This is a genomic window from Shinella sp. 20P9.1.1, from assembly GCF_057798995.1.
The window spans coordinates 172,517-190,058 of record NZ_JBYOLC010000002.1; the positions used below are offsets into that span (position 1 = coordinate 172,517).

The window sequence follows — 17,542 nt, forward strand, 5'->3', positions numbered from 1 at the left end:
ATATGACGGCGCGATGAAAAAAGTGTATTTTTTCTGAGAAAGACGCTTGCAATAACCCGGAGTACCCTTTAGTGAACCGCCTCACAGACGGGCACCAAACGCCCCGCTGTCAGCGCACCCGTAGCTCAGCTGGATAGAGCACCAGACTACGAATCTGGGGGTCAGGAGTTCGAATCTCTTCGGGTGCGCCATTTCTCGTCCTGAACGATCTGGTTGATTGCGTTCTGCTTGAGCAGGTTGCTGGTGCGCCGTTTCGGCGCTTTTTTGCGTTTCTCCTTTCCCCTTGAAATCCACGCTCCCGTGATGCGATCAAAAAAATCGCAATCGGCAACTTTTGGCCGTTTACAATAGTAATACAATATGATGTTTTACACGGGCTGCTGAGGAGCAGCTTTCTTTGGGAGGACATCATGAAATTCAAAATCGCACTCGCAAGTGCCACGATCCTTGCTGCCTCGATGTTCAGCGCCGCATCCGCCGCCGACCTGACGATCGGCTTTTCGCAGATCGGTTCGGAATCCGGCTGGCGTGCGGCCGAAACCACGCTCACCAAGCAGCAGGCTGAAAAGCGCGGCATCGACCTGAAATTCGCCGATGCGCAGCAGAAGCAGGAAAACCAGATCAAGGCGCTGCGTTCGTTCATCGCGCAGGGCGTCAATGCCATTCTGATCGCCCCCGTCGTCGCTACGGGCTGGGATGAAGTGCTGCAGGAAGCCAAGGACGCGGAAATCCCGGTCATCCTGCTCGACCGCACGGTCGATGCCTCGAAGGACCTTTACCTGACGGCCGTCACCTCCGACCTCGTCCATGAAGGCAATGTCGCCGGCAAGTGGCTGGTCGATACCGTTGCCGGCAAGCCGTGCAACGTCGTCGAATTGCAGGGCACGACGGGTTCGTCGCCGGCCATCGACCGCAAGAAGGGTTTTGAGGAAGCGCTCGCCGGCAAGGACAACCTGAAGATCATCCGCAGCCAGACCGGCGACTTCACCCGCACCAAGGGCAAGGAAGTCATGGAAAGCTTCCTGAAGGCGGAAGACGGCGGCAAGAACATCTGCGCGCTCTACGCCCATAACGACGACATGGCCGTCGGCGCCATCCAGGCGATCAAGGAAGCCGGCCTGAAGCCGGGCAAGGATATCCTCGTCGTCTCCATCGACGCCGTTCCGGATATCTTCCAGGCCATGGCGGCCGGCGAAGCCAACGCCACCGTGGAGCTGACGCCGAACATGGCAGGCCCCGCGCTCGACGCGCTCGACGCCTTCCTCAAGGACGGCAAGGAGCCGCCGAAGTGGATCCAGACGGAATCGAAGCTCTACACCCAGGCTGACGATCCGCAGAAGGTCTACGAGGAGAAGAAGGGCCTCGGCTACTGATCTCCTCCCGGGAGCTCCGCGTCCAGCTCCTAACTTGACGCGGGGCATCTTCCCCCTAGCATTCGGCTGACACGGTTTCTCGCCGGATCGGCCGGCTCGCCTGCCGTCTCCCCTTGGGACGGCGGGCGGCAGACGTCACACGGGTGGGATCATGCAGGCGAGTACCTTCATTCTTTCGGCAACGGCGATCGACAAGATCTTTCCCGGTGCCCGGGCGCTCGACGGCGTCGATTTTTCGCTGCAGCGCGGTGAGGTGCATGCGCTGCTCGGCGAAAACGGCGCGGGCAAGTCGACGCTCGTCAAATGCCTGACCGGCGCCTATCGCCGCGATGGCGGGCGCATCCTGCTCGATGGCGCGGATGTCGATCCGCAGAGCACGCTGGAAGCCCAGAATCTCGGCATCGGCACGGTCTATCAGGAGGTCAACCTCCTGCCGAACCTCACGGTCGCCGAAAACCTCTTCCTCGGCCGCCAGCCGAAGCGCTTCGGCTTTATCGACAGCCGCGAAATGAACCGACGCGCGCGGACGCTGCTCGCCGAATACGATCTCGATATCGACGTGACCGCCGAGCTTGCCGCCTATTCGGTGGCGGTGCAGCAGGTCATCGCCATTGCCCGTGCCGTCGATCTCTCCGGCAAGGTGCTGATCCTCGATGAACCGACGGCCAGCCTCGACGCACATGAGGTGGCGATGCTGTTTCGCATCGTGCGCCGCCTCAAGGAGCGCGGCCTAGGCATCATCTTCATCACCCACTTCCTCGAGCAGGTCTACGACATCTCCGACCGCATCACCGTGCTGCGCAACGGAAAACTCGTCGGCACGCGCGTCACGGCGGACCTGCCGCGCCGCGATCTCATCGCCATGATGCTCGGCCGCGAGCTGGTGCAGGAGGTGGCGGCGGAGCATGGCGCGAAGGGCGAGGGCGGCGAGGTCCGTTTCCGCTTTCGCAATTTCGGCCGCAAGGGCCACATCCAGGCCTTCGATCTCGATGTGCGCAGGGGCGAGGTGGTCGGTATTGCCGGTCTGCTCGGCTCGGGGCGCACCGAGACGGCGGAGATTATGTTCGGTGCCGAGCGGGCCGACAGCGGCACGGTGGAGGCCGATGGCCGCACGCTCGACCTCTCCTCACCGCGATCCGCCATTCGCGAAAAATTCGGCTTCTGCCCCGAGGATCGCAAGATCGACGGCATCATCGGAGATCTCTCTGTGCGCGAGAACATCGCGCTCGCCTTGCAGGCAAGGCGCGGCTGGGCGCGACCGATCAGCCGCGGCGAGCAGGACCGGCTCGCCGACGACTACATCAAGGCGCTCGATATTCGCACGAGCGACCGGGAGAAGCCGATCAAGCTCTTGTCGGGCGGCAACCAGCAGAAGGCGATCCTGGCGCGCTGGCTTGCCACCAATCCGGATTTCCTGATCCTCGACGAACCCACGCGCGGCATCGATGTCGGGGCGCATGCGGAAATCATCCGCCTCATCGAGGAGCTCTGCAAGAAAGGCATGTCGCTGATCGTGATCTCGTCCGAACTGGAAGAACTCGTCGCCTATTCGAGTCGCGTCATCGTGCTGCGCGACCGGGCGCATGTCGCCGAACTCATGGGCCACCAGGTGACGACCGATGGCATCGTCGAGGCGATCGCCGCCTCGGCCGGGAGGACGGACGCATGAGCAAGACACTCAAGGCCTATGCGGTCAGGCTCTTTCCGCAGGTCGCAGCACTTGCCGTCATCCTGTTGATGGTCTCCATCGCCTTTCCCGGCTTCTTCCGGCTGGAAATGCAGAACGGCCGTCTTTACGGCAGCGTGATCGATATCCTGAACCGTGGCGCGCCCGTGGCGCTCCTTGCCATCGGCATGACGGTCGTCATCGCCACAAAGGGCATCGACCTCTCCGTCGGCGCCGTCATGGCGATCTGCGGGGCGGTGGCGGCGGCGGCCATCACATCAGGCCATTCGCTCGCCATGACGCTGCTGATCACGCTCGGCACCGGCATTCTCTGCGGCCTGTGGAACGGCATCCTCGTCGCCGTGCTCGATATCCAGCCGATCATCGCCACGCTCGTGCTGATGGTCGCCGGACGCGGCATCGCGCAGCTGATCACCGAGGGTGCCATCCTCACCTTCAACGATGCCGGGCTGATCTTCATCGGCAGCGGTTCGCTGTTCGGCCTGCCCATGCCCGTCGTCATCTGGCTCGCCTTCGGGCTGCTGGTGGCGCTGCTGGTGCGGCGCACGGCGCTCGGCATGCTGATCGAGGCGCTTGGCGTCAACCGCCGCGCCTCCATGCTCTCGGGCGTCTCGACGGGCGTGCTGCTGATAGCGGCCTATGTGCTCTCGGGCCTTTGCGCGGCGCTTGCCGGCATCATCGCCGCCGCCGACATCCGCGGCGCGGATGCCAACAATGCCGGCCTATGGCTGGAACTCGATGCGATTCTCGCGGTCGTCGTCGGCGGTACGTCGCTGCTCGGCGGGCGCTTCTCGATTGCCGCCTCGCTCATCGGCGCGCTGATCATCCAGTCGGTCAATACCGGCATCCTGCTCTCGGGCTTCCCGCCGGAATTCAACCTCATCATCAAGGCGGCGATCATCGTGCTGATCCTCGTCATCCAGTCGCCGCGTGCGCAGTCGGCTTTCGTCTTCCTTTCCCGTGCCCGCGCATCGGACAAGAAGACGGCCGGGGAGGCGAAATGAACCCGCGTTACCTTCCGCTCACCGCGACGATTGCGATATTCCTGATCGCCTATGCCGTCTGCATCGCGCAATATCCCAACATGCTGTCGACGCGCGTCATCGGCAACCTGCTGACGGACAATGCCTTCCTCGGCATCGCCGCTGTCGGCATGACCTTCGTCATCCTGTCGGGCGGCATCGATCTCTCGATCGGCGCGGTCATTGCTTTTACCGGCGTCTTCCTCGCCGTGCTGCTACAGGCGACGTCGATCCACCCGCTCGTCGCTTTCGTGCTGGCGCTCGCCATCACCACGGCCTTCGGCGCACTGATGGGGGCGATCATCCACCACCTGGAAATGCCGCCCTTCATCGTCACGCTCGCCGGCATGTTTTTGGCGCGCGGCATGGCCTTCGTGCTGTCGATCGATTCGATCCCGATCAAGCACCCGTTCTACGCCACGCTGAAGAGCCTCTATTACAAGCTGCCCGGTGGCGGGCGCATCACGCTGATCGGGGGGCTGATGCTGCTGGTCTTCGCGCTCGGCATCCTGATTGCCCACCGCACCCGCTTCGGCGCCAATGTCTATGCACTCGGCGGCGGTGCGCCGACGGCGCGGCTGATGGGTGTGCCGATCGGGCGCACGACGATTGGAATCTATGCGCTGTCCGGCTTCCTCGCCGGCCTCTCGGGCATCGTCTTTTCGCTCTACACCTCGGCCGGCTATTCGCTGGCGACGGTGGGCGTGGAACTCGATGCCATCGCCGCCGTCGTCATCGGCGGTACGCTGCTCACGGGAGGCTCCGGCTTTATCGCGGGCACGCTGGTCGGCATCCTTATCCAGGGCCTCATCCAGACCTACATCACCTTCGATGGCTCGCTGTCGAGCTGGTGGACGAAGATCCTGATTGGCCTGCTGCTCTTCGCCTTCATCCTGTTGCAAAAGGGGCTGATCCACGTCACCGACCGGCGGAGGCGGCATGCCTGATTTCCTGCGCACGCCGCCTCCCGTTCGCCCTCTCTGTTCCTAGACGGAGGGCGAAGCGGTGCGGAAAACAGGTCTGCTCGAAACCATGATGAAGGGAGCGGTGGCGCGCACCAGCCACTCGCAGGTGGTGGGCGAGCTCGGAAGGGCGATCATCGCCGGCGAGTTTCCGGTGGGTTCGACCCTGCCGGGCGATGCGGAGATGGAGGCGCGCTTCGGCGTGTCCCGCACCGTCATCCGCGAGGCGATGAAGACGCTCGCCGCCAAGGGCCTCGTCGTGCCGCGCGCCCGCATCGGCACGCGGGTGACGCCGAAGGACCAATGGAACCTCTTCGACAGCGATATCCTCACCTGGCACTTCGCCGTCGGCGTCGATGATGTCTTCCTGATCCACCTCAGCGAAATCCGCCTCGGCTTCGAGCCGCAGGCCGCAGCCCTTGCCGCGCGCCACGCGACGGAGGCCGATATCAACCAGATGATGCTGCTCGCCGTCGCCATGGGTGATCCCGAGCACACGCCGGAGACGCTGGCGCTGGCGGACCTGCGCTTCCATCTCGCAGTGATGGACGCCGCGCGAAACCCCTTCATGCGCACCGTCGGCAGCCTGATCGAGGCGGCGCTGGCCGGCGTCTTCAAGCTCAGTTCGCCGGCTTCCGACCGCATCAAGATCGGCGATGTCGCGGCAAACCACATGCGCATCGTCGAGGAAATCCGCCGCCGCGACGAGGATGGTGCACGCCGAGCCATGGAAAACGTCATTCGCGTGGGCCGCGCCCGCATCACGGATGCGCTGGGCAACCGACCCGCCGGACCGGCGTGACCGATATGCCACGCCGTGGCGTCGTCGATGGCCCAACCCCTCGGCTTCTCTTCTAAACCGCGCGCCACTCCGCTAAGCAGGGCCATCGGTGCGCCGCACCGGCGAAACTTTGGAAGCGGAAGGAAGCGGGACATGATGCACCGCGAAATGCCGCGCGTATTGCGTCGCGTGATTGTCGCCGGGGTCTTTTTGCTGGCAGGCTGTGCCGGCCGGCCCGAGGGCGTGCTGGTGCCGAGCGGCGAGACGCCGCCGGGTGTTTCGACCGTCGATCTCCTCGTCGCGACCACGCGCGCGCCGTCCGAGCAGCCGGGCGTGCTGTTTTCCGGCGAGCGGGGCTCGGATCTCCAGCTGCGCGACATCGCAATCTCCATTCCGCCGGATGACAAGCGCAAGGTCGGCCAGGTGCAATGGCCGAAGAAACTGCCGGCCGATCCGCTGAAGGATTTTTCGACCGTCAGCGTGAAGACGATCGACAAGGAGAAGGCCGGTAGCGCCTGGCTCGACCGCAACCTGCCGAAAAGCCGACGTGTGCTGATCTTCGTGCACGGCTTCAACAACCGCTACGAGGATGCCGTCTATCGCTTTGCGCAGATCGTGCATGATTCCAAGACGGATGCGGCTCCGATCATCTTCACCTGGCCATCGCGCGCCAGCATCTTCGATTATTCCTACGACAAGGAAAGCACCAACTATTCGCGCGATGCGCTGGAAGAACTGCTGAGTGCTGCGGTCGCTTCGCCGAAGGTCGGCGAAATCACCATCATGGCCCATTCCATGGGCACGTGGCTGGCCGTCGAGACGCTGCGCCAGATGGCAATCCGCAATGGGCGCGTACCCAAGAAAATCCAGCAGGTCATTCTTGCCTCGCCCGATCTCGACGTCGACGTCTTTGGCCAGCAGCTGCGCGCGCTCGGCAAGGAGCGTCCGCAATTCACGCTGTTCGTCTCGCGCGACGACCGGGCGCTGACGCTGTCGCGCCGCATTTCCGGCAATGTCGACAGGCTTGGCCAGATCGATCCGTCGCAGGAACCCTATCGCTCCATGCTGGAAAAGCAGGGCATCACGGTGCTCGACCTGACGGCGCTGAAATCCGGCGACAGCCTCAATCACGGCAAATTCGCCGAAAGCCCCGAGGTCGTGCGCCTCATCGGCAACCGGCTGATCGACGGCCAGACGGTGACGGATTCCGAAGTGGGCTTCGGCGACCGCCTCGGCGCGGTGGCGCTGGGCACGGCCGAGACGGTCGGTAGCGCGGCGAGCATCGTCGTCTCCACGCCGATCGCCGTCTTCGATCCGGTCACGCGCAAGAACTACGACGACCAGTGGCGCCGCCTCGGTCGGTCGGTCGAGGATACGACGGTCACGGCGGCCGGGCAGTAGGGCGGCGAATGAAAAAGGGCGGCCCCGCAGGGAGCCGCCCTTTCGATTTTCCTCTGCGTCCGGCTTAGCGGACCCAGATCACTTCGCGCGAGCTGCGATCGACGAGCACCGGGCGCTGGTCGACATAGATGTAGCCGTAATTCGGATTTTCCGGCACTTCGACGATCTGTACCGTATCGGGGATCACTGCACCGGCCTGGACGGGACCTTCCAGCACGACGGGCTCGACCGGGTGGCGTTCCACATAGGTGATGGTCGCCTCGGGAATGTCACCCGAAATGCTCGCCGTCGTCTCGACCTCCGGCGCGTAGATCACCTGGCGGCTGTCGGAGCGCACGATGACCGGGCGGTTGTCGACATAAACATAGGCGAGATCCGGATGCTCGGGGATCGGCGTCAGCGTCACGGTATCGTTGAAGCGCGTATCGGCGGTCAGCTGGCCATCCAGCACGACCGGCGGCGTCGGGTTTTCCATCACATAGACACGGGCGTCATCGGGAACCGCCGCTTCCGCGCCGATGACGAAGCCGACGGCGCCGCCGACGACAGCACCGACCGGGCCGCCGACAACGGCACCTGCGGTCGCGCCTGCGGCACCCATCGCAGCACCGCCAAGGGCTTCCTTGTCACGGTCGTCGGCATGGGCGACGGAGGCGCCGATGAGGGCCAGAGCGGCGCCGGCCATAAGAAACTTACGCATGTCTTTCTCCTTCGAAGATTGGGTTTCCCACCCCTTCGGCGGAGACAACGTGACACCCCCAAGTCGGTTCCATGGGAACGGCGCGAGGGCATCACGATGTGTAACGCGCGGTAACCGTCGGCCTCAGGCGATTTCTGATTCCAGCTTGGCGATTTCGTAGTCCTCGTGATGCACTTGCAGGCCTTCTTCCGTCACCACGACGATGCCGTAGGCGGCGGGCTCGTCGACCGAAAGCGAGGCGTTCGGCGCGTCGAAGGGCATGGGCTGCTGATGCACCGGGCTCTTGAAGATCGAGAAGGGAATGCCGCGATGCGAACCGCCGATCGTGCGGTGCACATGGCCGGCGAAGATATGGCGGACATTGCCGTGCTTCAGCACCAGGTCGTAGAAGGCGTGTTCGTTGGAGAGCCGGATCGCATCCATGCCGGTAAAGCCCGTCTTGTGCGGCGGGTGGTGCATGAAGAGAAGGACGGGCAGGGCGCCGGCGCTCGCCAGCGTCTTGTCGAGCCAGGCAAGACGCGTCTCGCAGAGATAGCCGGCATGGCTCAAAGGATAGTCGTAGGGCGGGGCGAAAAGCGTGTCGAGCAGCACGACACGGCAATCGGGAAAATCGATCGCCTGCTGCACGAAGCCGTTCTCATCCGGCTGGACATGGGTGAAGGTTTCCAGGAAGCGGTCGCGGTAATCGTGGTTGCCGATGGTGATGGCGGCCGGCGGCACGAGTTTGGCGAGCAGGCCGTGCAGGCGCTCATAGGAGAGCGTGTCGGCGCGGTGCGTCAGGTCGCCGGTGAAGACGACCCGGTCGGCATCCGTATGGTAGCGATTGACGTGTTCGATACCGGCAAGCAGCCGGTCATAGGGATCAAGGCCGATGATCTTCGTGCCTTCGGGCACCATGTGCAGGTCGGTAAAGACAATGAGCTTGGTCATGAAAGGGTCTCGCGGCGGGGCTGTTTCGGGCGCAGAATGAGGACTGCGCCGGATGCATTCGTAGAGTTGTCAGGGAAAAGTGGGAACCGGTTTTCCCGAAAGGACAAACGAAAACAAAAGAAGCTAGACTACGTCCGGTTCAGTCTGAACCGGACGTAGTCTAGCGTGCGAACCTGTCGTATGAAAAGCAGTTGGAACGCGTGACGATCTGATATATCAGAAGGGCGAAGCAGCCGGCGGGCTGGCCAAACGGAGCATAGCGACATGAGATGGAAGCGCACGATCCAGCTGCTGGACGTTCATTGCGAGGGTGAGATCGGCAAGGTGGCGATCGGCGGCGTGCCGAAAATCCCCGGCAACACGATCGCCGAGCAGCTCAACTACATCAACACGGTCGATGACAGTCTGCGCCGCTTCCTGTGCCTGGAGCCGCGCGCGGCCGCGACCGGCTCGGTGAACCTGCTTCTGCCCGCCAAGCGCCCGGAGGCCGATGCCGGCTTCATCATCCTGCAGGCCGACCAGGCGCATGCCTCCTCGGGCTCCAACTCGATCTGCATCACCACGGCGCTCCTGGAATCCGGCATCGTCGAGATGAAGGAGCCGGAAACAGTCGTCGTGCTCGATACCGCTGCCGGTCTGGTCAAGGCGACGGCGACCTGCCGCGACGGCCGCTGCGAGAAGGTCAAGCTCACCATGGTGCCGTCCTTCGTCGAGGCGCTGGATGTCGAGATCGACACGCCGCATTGGGGCCGCGTGCGTTTCGACATCTCCTATGGCGGCATTTTCTATGCGCTGGTCGATGTCGATCAGATCGGTACGAAGATCGAAAAGGCCAATGCCCGCGCGCTGGTCGATGCCGGCATGGCGCTGAAGGATCTCATCAACAAGTCGATGAAGGTCGTGCATCCAGAGATTCCGGAAATCAACGGCATCGCCTATGTCATGTTCCGCGACCGCGACCCTGACGGCACCGTGCGCACCGCCACCACCATGTGGCCCGGCCGCGTCGACCGCTCGCCCTGCGGCACCGGCAATTCAGCGAACCTCGCCACGCTGCACGCCCGCGGCCTCGTCAAGGTCGGCGATACGTTCCGCTCGCGCTCGATCATCGGTTCGCAGTTCGAGGTGGGTCTGGAGGCTGAGACTGTTGTCGCCGGCCGCACGGCGATCATCCCGACCATCACCGGCCGCGGCTGGACCTTCGGCCTGCACCAGATCGCGCTCGACCCGACCGATCCGCTGGCCGACGGTTTCGCCATGACCGACACCTGGGGCCCGCAGGCCGGCGAAATTCGCTGAGCCGATCGAAACCTTTCTTCCGTCGGCCGGGCCAAACCTCTCCTCCGTCATGGTCGGGCTTGACCCGACCATCCACGCCGCGCGCTCAACGCTCGCAGTAGTGGGTCCTCGGCTCAAGGCCGAGGATGACGTTTCGGGTGGGGGAAGGTGTTCTCATATTACTTTGCGGCGTAGTGCTTTTCGATGGCGCCAAGGGTGATCGGGTCGATCTCCGCCGTATCGGCGTCCTCGATCAGGTCCTGGTCGGCCAGCACCTGCTTGATGGCGAGGCGCGCATCGGCAGACAGCTGGTCCGGCTGGTCGCGCAGGATGACCTCGAGATCGACGTCGCGCATCTCGAAGGCGGCGACGAGGCTGGTCACGGCCTGCTCGATGTTCTTGACGATGCCTGTGCCGCTCTGCTGCATCAGGCCGATCTTGAGCTTGCCGAAACTGTCGCCCTTGTCGGCCGCCTGCTCGAAATAGCCGGCGGCGGCGGTGAGGTCCTGGGCAACACCTTCGCCCGATTCCAGCATGAGGCCGAGATTGATCATGGCATCGATGCTGCCGCGCTCGGCGGCAAGCTTGTAGTAGGCGGCGGCCCGTGCATTGTCCTCGGCAACGAGGCTGCCGTCGTCGAGCAGCACGCCGAGATTGAAGGCGGCAGTCTCGTCGCCGCTGGCGGCGGCCTTGTCGAACCAGCGGACGGCTTCCGCACCGTTCACCTCGGTGCCGATGCCATCGCGATAGGCGACGGCGAGATTGTAGGCGCCAAGCATGTCGCCCAGTTCGGCGGCCTTCTTGTAATGGCTGAATTCGGCGGCCGGATCGCCGCGTTTTCCAAGCATCGCACCGTAGTTCACCATGGCGACCGTATGGCCGAGCGCGGCTGCTTCGGCATAGAGCTTCATGGCGTCGAGATCCTGGCCGGCGCGCTCCAGGGCGCGCGCCAGCTGGAAGGCCATGTGGGGGCTGCGAAGGGAATTATAGGCTTCGCGGCAGGCCGAGAGCGCGGCGCCGATCTCGATGTCTTCAAGCGCCACCGGCGCGAAGGTTGTGTTGCGGGTCATGTCGTAGCGGCTGCCGGCGGCGGCATCGCATTTGGCATCGATGGTGTTGGCACGGGCGCCATCGGCACCGGCCAGAAGGACCGCGAAGAAAAGGGCGCGGCCAGCCGTCTTCAGCATATTGGATCGCATGTTCATGATCCGTCTCCCTTCGTTGATGGGGGCACCTTAGACGAACGGTGCAAAACGGCTGTTTCCGCGGGAACAGTGGGATGACGGGAGGCGGCGCATAAGGGTAGTCATTGCTGGCGGTGTGCACGGTGGATGTAGCGCGGCGCCCGGGTTCAATTCATCCAGGCGGGCATCCTGTCCCGCGAAAGGTGTGTCATGCCAACGCTCGATACGTTCCGCCCCGTCACCCTCAGCCGCAGGCTGTTCATCGCCGGCAGCACGCTGGCGCTTCTCGGCGCCGGCCTGCGCGCCACGCAGGCCAATACCATCATAGGCAAGGCCGTCGAGATCACCGGCGATGTCAGCCGCAAACATGCGGAACATCAGGAAGGCCTGAAGGCCGGCGCGAGCCTGATGGACCACGACTTCGTGAAAACCGGCAAGGACAGTTTCGCCGAACTGGCGCTCGGCGAGGATACCAGCCTGATGCTCGGCAGCGAGACGGAGCTTCTGATCGACACCTTCATCGCCGGCCAGGGCGGCATCATCGAGCTCGGCACCGGCCAGATGGTCTTCGACCGGCCGGAGGGCCTTGCCAAGATCGACCTCACCATGCGCACCGCCTTCGGCATGATCGGCGTGCGCGGCACGAAATTCTTCGCCGGGCCAAGCCGGAAGGCCCCCTTCGCCGTCTTCGTCGAGCACGGCCGCGTCGAGGTCACCGGCGGTGGCGTAACCAGATCGGTTTCCGGCGGCGAGGGTGTCGAGATCAGCGCACCGGGTGCGGCCCCCGGCGACGTCATCCAATGGGGCGAGGCCCGCATCCGCGAGGCCTATGCCAGCGTCGGCATCCGCTAATCCAGCGTAAACAGGTCCATCGTGCCGAAGCCGCGAATCTCGTGGTTGCCGATGGCGCGTAGTGTGCGGCTGGTTTCACTGGCGGCGCGTGGGCCGACGCAGATCTGGGTGCCCAAAAATTTGTTGGCATCCTGCAGGCGGGCGGCGAGGTTCACGGCGTCGCCATGGGCCGTATAGTCGAGCTTGCCGCCGATGCCGACTTCGCCCAGCACCGCCATGCCCGTCTCGACGCCGATGCGCGTGCGTCCGAAATCCTTCTCCAGAAAAGTGGTGCGACGGCGCATCTCTTCGGTCAGGCTGCGGATTTCGTCGGCGCAGGTGAGCGCCTTGTCGACATGGCGGTCGAGATCGTCTGGCGCGTTGAACAGCGCGTGCACGGCGTCGCCCACCACCTTGTCGACCATGCCTCCATGGCGCGCGACCAGCGCGTTCACTTCCGAAAAGTAGATGTCGAGCAGCTTGACGAGATCGTGCGGGCCGATTTTTTGTGCGAGCGCCGAAAAGCCCTCGATGTCGGTGAAGAGGGCCGTCACCTGCCGCTCCTCGCCGGCCACGCGCGCCATGTCCGGATTGTCGATGTAGCGCGAGACGACCGATTGCGGCAGGTATTGCCCAAAGCGCTGGCGCGCCGTCGCTTCCGCACGGCGGATATGGGTGAATTGCAGGAGGCCGGTGACAAGGGCTGCCGTGGCAACGACCAGCGAGACGCCGATCGCATCGGACAACAGCGCCGTGCGCATGTAGAGCAGTACCGACGCGCCGAAGACCAAACCGACAAGGGTGACGCCCGCAACTGCCGCAAGGAGCGGGCGAAGCCGCGTCGCCGCCAGCGCCGCCGCCGCGCCCATGAGGAAAGCAAAGCCTGCCTCGACGGATGCAAGGCCGGGATCGCGCATCGGGATATGGTCCGTCAGGATGGCATTGGCGACGTCGGCATGGATCTGCACGGAGGGCTCGAGCGGCATCGAGGCGCTGGCGCGCAAACCGCCGAGATTGGGCAGGCTGCTGCCGATCAGCACGACCTTCCCGGCAATCCTGTCCGGTGGGACTTTGCCCGTGACGACATCGGCGGCGGAAAAAGTTCTGGCACCGATAGCGGCCGCGTTGCTGGCAACGAAGCGTAAGCTGCCGTCTTCATCGAGCCTGAGGATGCGCGCATCGTGGCGCAGCCAGACGGGATTGCCGCCGAGAATGGGCGTGCGGGCACCGGCCGCAAGCCGTGCGGCCTCCACGCCGAGCGCCGGATAGGCGGCATTGCCGACGATCACGTAGGCCTGCACGCGCCGCACCACGGCATCCTCGTCGCCGACGAGGAAGGAGGCCGACGCTGAGATCGCCTTGTCCTGCAGGAAGGGGCAGGAGCTTTCCGTGCCGTCGATGAACCAGAGATCGGGCACGGTGACCGGCTTTTGCAGGGCGAGCGCCGGCACGGGATGCGGCGCGCCGTCCGTCGCCTCGCCGATTAGGAAGCCCAGCACGGTCGGCACCTTGGCGATGGCGCCGGAGAGCGCGGCATTGGCCGGTTCGTCGGCCGTGCAATCGGTGCTGAAGACGAAATCGAAGGCGATGGCGGTGGGTTTGGCGGCGGCGAGGCGGTCGATGAGAGCGGCGGTCTGGCTGCGCGTCCACTCGCGGCCCGGCACGCTCTGGAAGGCCTTGCGATCGATATCGACCACGACGATCTCATCGGTTTTTGCCGCCGGTATGGCCTGGGTCAGGGCGTCGAAATAGAATTCGCGTTGCTGCTCCAGCGCCGTTTCGCCCATGAAGTACAGGGCAAGCGCGCCGGCAAGGCTGGCGAGGAGGCCGGCGGCGAGCGGTCTGTATTTCTTGGCGATCATGATCGGCCGCTCCCGTTCCGGGCCGCCGGCCTGTTAGTCGTCATCCGGCTCGGCGATGTTCTGCAGCCGGCCGATATGGCAATGGATGATGCCGTCGTTGCGGCGGATCGCGCCGGCCTCTTCCAGCGCCAGGATCGACCGGTTGATCTTCGGCCGGCTCGCGCCGACGATGCTGGCGATCTCGCCCTGGCTGAGTGAAAGCTGAAGATTGGCGCTGTCGGGCAGTTCGTCGCCATGGATATTGCGCAGGGTTGCCAGAAAGAAGCGGGCGACGCGGGAATCGAGATCGTAGAGCGCGATGGTTTCCAGCTGCTCGGTCGTCTCGCGCAGCTTGGTGCAGAGATAGTGGATGATCGCGTGCGCGGCCGTCGGGTTGCGGGTCAGCACGTCGAGGAAATCGCGCTTGGCGATGACATAACCTTCGGTCGGCGTGACGGAGGTCGCGTCCGCCGAGCGCGGCTGGCCGTCGAGGATCGCCATTTCGCCGAGGATCGAACCGGCCTCGAGCTGGCGCAGCGACAGTTCTTTGCCCTGCGGCGTGATCAGCGACAGCTTGATGCGGCCGGAGACGAGCACGATGAGATAGGTGCCCTCGTCGCCGCGCTGGAAGATGACCGTTCCCGCCGGCCAGCGGCGCCAGGTCGCGATAGATGCGATCTCGCCGATCGTTTCCTTGCTGAAGCCCTCGAAAATCGGAAAAGAACGCCAGAACGCGGCACTCTTGTTGATCTCGTTCATATCCGGTTTCCCCCGGCCGCCCCTGATACGATGAAGACGGGCCGCTCAACCGAAATCTTCGCCCAGCCGGTGAGCGCTTGCAACAGAAAAGAACGGACAGTTTGGGCTGGTCCCGTCCTATTGGCAGATCCGCACACGTTTGGTGACGGTCTTGCCTGTGCGGTCTTCCGTGCGCATGCGCTTGGTTATGCAGGTCTGCTGGTAGTGGCCGTAGTAGCCCTGCTGGGCATAGGCATAGGAGGCGCCGGCCTGGCCGGGGGCACTGAAGGCGAGAGCTGCGGAAGCGAGAACCAGGGCGAGAACAGTGTGGCGCATGGAAGATCCGAAGAAGGGAGGCGGGGTGTTGTCTCCTTTTCGCACAGGGCCGCGCCGGTTTCTGTTCCGGCGGGAACAGGCGATCGTTCACTAAATGAGAACGATCTGTCTTCTGATGTGCTGACTAGTTTGACGACGGAAAGCTGGTATCTCTCTGCCAACGCAAACGCCAAGCCTCAGGAGCTTCCCATGCCGCAGAACGTAGTCGTCCTCGTCGGACGCATTCTTCTCTCCCTCATGTTCCTCACTGCCGGCTTCCCCAAGCTGATCGATCCCTCGGGCACCGCCTGGATGATCTCCAATGCCGGCCTGCCGGCCGCCACCGCACTCGCCTATCTCGCCGGCATCTTCGAAGTCGTCGCCGGCCTGTTCATCCTTGTCGGTTTCCAGACGAAGATTGCCGCTTACCTGCTCGCTGCCTTCTGCGTGTTCACCGCTCTCGTCTTCCACAGCGGCGCGATCAACAACCCGGACTTCCCGGAAGGCGCCAACGGCCTCCTCACCGTCTTCAACGGCCTGATGATGTGGAAGAACATCACGATCGCCGGCGGCTTCCTCGTGCTCGCCGCCTTCGGCCCGGGCTCCATCTCGGTCGATGCCCGCCGCGGCGCCTAAGCCAACGGCAAAATCCGGTCCTCTCGAAACCCTCCCCGGCCTCCGGGGAGGGTTTTTCGTTGCGCGAGTGCTGGAAAGCCGCGGCTCTTGCTGCTATGCGCACGAGGACAAAATCATGCGGGAGATGCCGATGTTTTCCAATTCCTTTCCGGACCGAGACGTGATGGCGGAGCTGATGGCCCGCATGCTGTGGGAGATCAAGGCGGTGCATTTCCGCCCCGAGGAACCCTACAAACTCGCCTCCGGCATGGCCTCCCCGGTCTATATGGATTGCCGCAAGCTGCTCTCCTATCCGCGCATCCGCTCGGCCATCATGGATTTCGCCGCCGCGACGCTGACCCGCAATGTCGGCTTCGAGCGCATCGACGTGATCGCCGGCGGCGAGACGGCCGGCATTCCCTTCGCAGCACTTCTAGCCGATCGCCTCGGCCTGCCGATGATCTATGTGCGCAAGAAGCCCAAGGGCCATGGCCGCAATGCGCAGATCGAGGGCGTGATGCCTGAAGGTGCGCGCGTGCTCGTCATCGAGGATCTCGTCACCGTCGGCGGCTCGATGTTCACCTTCATCGACGCCATCCGCGCGGCCGGCGGCGTGGTCGATCACGGCATGTCGCTGTTCTACTACGGCATCTTCAAGGAGGCCGAAGCCCGCTACGCCAGTGGCGGCGTCAAGCTGCACCATATCGCCACCTGGAGGGATGTGCTGGCCGTCGCGCGCGCCGAAAAGCTGTTCGACGATGCGACGCTCGCTTCCGTCGAGGCGTTCTTCGATGCGCCGCTCGTCTGGTCGGCCGCCCATGGCGGTGTGTCGGAACTGCCGACGTCGTAAATGGCGCTGGCGCTTTGCGCCAAGATCGCTTAAATCGATTGAAAATCGGTGGGAGGAATGCTGATGATCCTATGTTGTGGTGAAGCGCTGATCGACATGCTGCCGCGGACGACGACGCTCGGCGAGGACGCCTATGCGCCCTATGCCGGCGGCGCGATCTTCAACACGGCGATCGCGCTCGGCCGCCTCGGTGTTCCCACGGGCTTCTTCACCGGCCTTTCCGACGACATGATGGGCGACATCCTGCGCAGGACGCTCGGCGAAAGCGGCGTCGACTACAGCTATTGCGCAACGCTGTCGCGCCCGACCACCGTCGCCTTCGTCAAACTGGTGAACGGCCACGCCACCTACGCCTTCTACGACGAGGGCACTGCCGGTCGCATGATCACCGAGGCCGAGCTTCCTGATCTCGGCGACGATTGCGAGGCGCTGCATTTCGGTGCGATCAGCCTCATCCCGGAGCCCTGTGGCTCGACCTACGAGGCGCTCCTGAAGCGCGAGCACGATAAGCGCGTGATCTCGCTCGACCCGAACATCCGCCCCGGCTTCATCAAGGACAAGGATGCCCATATGGGCCGCATCCGCCGCATGGCTGCGATGGCTGACATCGTCAAGTTCTCCGATGAGGACCTCGCCTGGTTCGGCCTCGAAGGCGACGAGGATGCGCTCGCCCGCCACTGGCTGCACCATGGCGCCAAGCTCGTCGTCGTCACGCGCGGCGCGGAAGGCGCGGTAGGCTACACCGCTGCGCACAAGGTCACGGTGCCGAGCGAGCGCGTGACGGTCGTCGATACGGTCGGTGCCGGCGATACGTTCGATGCCGGCGTGCTCGCCTCGCTGAAGATGCAGAACCTGCTCACCAAGCAGCAGGTTTCGGCCCTCTCGGAAGACCAGATCGCCAAGGTGCTGGCACTCGGCGCCAAGGCCGCTGCCGTCACCGTTTCCCGCGCCGGCGCCAACCCGCCGTGGGCGAAGGAAATCGGGCTGGCGTAAGCCGCTCGGCCCCTTCATTCGCCTGTCATCGCCGCATGGTC

At 64.2% G+C, this 17,542-nt stretch carries 17 protein-coding genes and 1 tRNA gene; 12 read left to right on the top strand and 6 right to left on the bottom strand.

The window, feature by feature from the left end; genetic code table 11:
• Positions 1-114: 114 nt before the first annotated feature.
• The 7 genes from AC27VQ_RS04435 to AC27VQ_RS04465 all read left to right on the top strand — a co-directional run bounded on the left by AC27VQ_RS04435 (position 115) and on the right by AC27VQ_RS04465 (position 7,226).
• Positions 115-191, top strand: a tRNA-Arg gene (locus AC27VQ_RS04435).
• A 219-nt stretch (positions 192-410) separates the two neighbouring features.
• Positions 411-1,373 carry a galactofuranose ABC transporter, galactofuranose-binding protein YtfQ gene (gene ytfQ, locus AC27VQ_RS04440; protein ID WP_313526350.1) on the top strand — a complete coding sequence of 321 codons (963 nt, stop codon included), beginning with the start codon at positions 411-413 and terminating at the stop codon, positions 1,371-1,373.
• A gap of 151 nt (positions 1,374-1,524) precedes the next feature.
• Positions 1,525-3,042: a galactofuranose ABC transporter, ATP-binding protein YtfR gene (ytfR, locus tag AC27VQ_RS04445; RefSeq protein ID WP_488715375.1), complete on the top strand. Its 1,518-nt coding sequence runs from the start codon at positions 1,525-1,527 to the stop codon at positions 3,040-3,042.
• On the top strand, positions 3,039-4,064 hold the full coding sequence (locus AC27VQ_RS04450; RefSeq protein ID WP_488715376.1) for an ABC transporter permease: 1,026 nt from the start codon (positions 3,039-3,041) through the stop codon (positions 4,062-4,064). The genes ytfR and AC27VQ_RS04450 overlap by 4 nt, the downstream gene beginning before the upstream one ends.
• Positions 4,061-5,029 (top strand): galactofuranose ABC transporter, permease protein YjfF, encoded by a 969-nt coding sequence (gene yjfF, locus AC27VQ_RS04455; RefSeq protein WP_488715377.1) that lies wholly within the window; start codon positions 4,061-4,063, stop codon positions 5,027-5,029. The genes AC27VQ_RS04450 and yjfF overlap by 4 nt, the downstream gene beginning before the upstream one ends.
• Before the next feature lie 85 nt (positions 5,030-5,114).
• Entirely contained in the window at positions 5,115-5,846 is a 732-nt protein-coding gene (locus AC27VQ_RS04460) for a FadR/GntR family transcriptional regulator (protein ID WP_488715562.1), read from the top strand.
• A 132-nt stretch (positions 5,847-5,978) separates the two neighbouring features.
• The gene (locus AC27VQ_RS04465) at positions 5,979-7,226 is read left to right on the top strand and encodes an alpha/beta hydrolase (protein ID WP_488715378.1); all 1,248 of its coding nucleotides are present in this window, start codon (positions 5,979-5,981) and stop codon (positions 7,224-7,226) included.
• A 64-nt stretch (positions 7,227-7,290) separates the two neighbouring features.
• On the opposite strand, the gene AC27VQ_RS04470 is transcribed toward AC27VQ_RS04465, so the two are convergent.
• Both AC27VQ_RS04470 and spdA read right to left on the bottom strand, forming a co-directional pair.
• The gene (locus tag AC27VQ_RS04470) at positions 7,291-7,926 is read right to left on the bottom strand and encodes a DUF1236 domain-containing protein (RefSeq protein WP_488715379.1); all 636 of its coding nucleotides are present in this window, start codon (positions 7,924-7,926) and stop codon (positions 7,291-7,293) included.
• A 123-nt stretch (positions 7,927-8,049) separates the two neighbouring features.
• The gene (spdA, locus tag AC27VQ_RS04475) at positions 8,050-8,856 is read right to left on the bottom strand and encodes a 2', 3'cyclic nucleotide phosphodiesterase SpdA (RefSeq protein ID WP_488715380.1); all 807 of its coding nucleotides are present in this window, start codon (positions 8,854-8,856) and stop codon (positions 8,050-8,052) included.
• 264 nt (positions 8,857-9,120) lie between these two features.
• On the opposite strand from spdA, the gene AC27VQ_RS04480 reads away from it, so the two are divergent.
• Positions 9,121-10,155 (top strand): proline racemase family protein, encoded by a 1,035-nt coding sequence (locus tag AC27VQ_RS04480; RefSeq protein WP_488715381.1) that lies wholly within the window; start codon positions 9,121-9,123, stop codon positions 10,153-10,155.
• Between the two features lie 158 nt (positions 10,156-10,313).
• On the opposite strand, the gene AC27VQ_RS04485 is transcribed toward AC27VQ_RS04480, so the two are convergent.
• Positions 10,314-11,339 carry a tetratricopeptide repeat protein gene (locus AC27VQ_RS04485; RefSeq protein WP_488715382.1) on the bottom strand — a complete coding sequence of 342 codons (1,026 nt, stop codon included), beginning with the start codon at positions 11,337-11,339 and terminating at the stop codon, positions 10,314-10,316.
• Positions 11,340-11,528: 189 nt separating this feature from the next.
• Here AC27VQ_RS04485 and AC27VQ_RS04490 point away from each other — a divergent pair, with 189 nt between their 5' ends.
• Positions 11,529-12,170: a FecR family protein gene (locus AC27VQ_RS04490; protein ID WP_488715383.1), complete on the top strand. Its 642-nt coding sequence runs from the start codon at positions 11,529-11,531 to the stop codon at positions 12,168-12,170.
• On the opposite strand, the gene AC27VQ_RS04495 is transcribed toward AC27VQ_RS04490, so the two are convergent.
• From AC27VQ_RS04495 to AC27VQ_RS04505, 3 genes are all read right to left on the bottom strand, one after another.
• Positions 12,167-14,008: a CHASE2 domain-containing protein gene (locus AC27VQ_RS04495; RefSeq protein WP_488715563.1), complete on the bottom strand. Its 1,842-nt coding sequence runs from the start codon at positions 14,006-14,008 to the stop codon at positions 12,167-12,169. The genes AC27VQ_RS04490 and AC27VQ_RS04495 overlap by 4 nt on opposite strands.
• A gap of 36 nt (positions 14,009-14,044) precedes the next feature.
• The gene (locus AC27VQ_RS04500; protein ID WP_117367807.1) at positions 14,045-14,749 is read right to left on the bottom strand and encodes a Crp/Fnr family transcriptional regulator; all 705 of its coding nucleotides are present in this window, start codon (positions 14,747-14,749) and stop codon (positions 14,045-14,047) included.
• 117 nt (positions 14,750-14,866) lie between these two features.
• On the bottom strand, positions 14,867-15,064 hold the full coding sequence (locus AC27VQ_RS04505; protein WP_421577806.1) for a hypothetical protein: 198 nt from the start codon (positions 15,062-15,064) through the stop codon (positions 14,867-14,869).
• Positions 15,065-15,253: 189 nt separating this feature from the next.
• Between AC27VQ_RS04505 and AC27VQ_RS04510 the strand changes: the two genes are divergently transcribed.
• The 3 genes from AC27VQ_RS04510 to AC27VQ_RS04520 all read left to right on the top strand — a co-directional run bounded on the left by AC27VQ_RS04510 (position 15,254) and on the right by AC27VQ_RS04520 (position 17,501).
• The gene (locus AC27VQ_RS04510; protein ID WP_488715384.1) at positions 15,254-15,679 is read left to right on the top strand and encodes a DoxX family protein; all 426 of its coding nucleotides are present in this window, start codon (positions 15,254-15,256) and stop codon (positions 15,677-15,679) included.
• 130 nt (positions 15,680-15,809) lie between these two features.
• Positions 15,810-16,508, top strand: a complete 699-nt coding sequence (locus tag AC27VQ_RS04515) for an orotate phosphoribosyltransferase (protein WP_488715385.1) — start codon at positions 15,810-15,812, stop codon at positions 16,506-16,508.
• Positions 16,509-16,571: 63 nt separating this feature from the next.
• The gene (locus tag AC27VQ_RS04520) at positions 16,572-17,501 is read left to right on the top strand and encodes a carbohydrate kinase family protein (RefSeq protein WP_488715564.1); all 930 of its coding nucleotides are present in this window, start codon (positions 16,572-16,574) and stop codon (positions 17,499-17,501) included.
• The last annotated feature ends 41 nt before the right edge of the window (positions 17,502-17,542 follow it).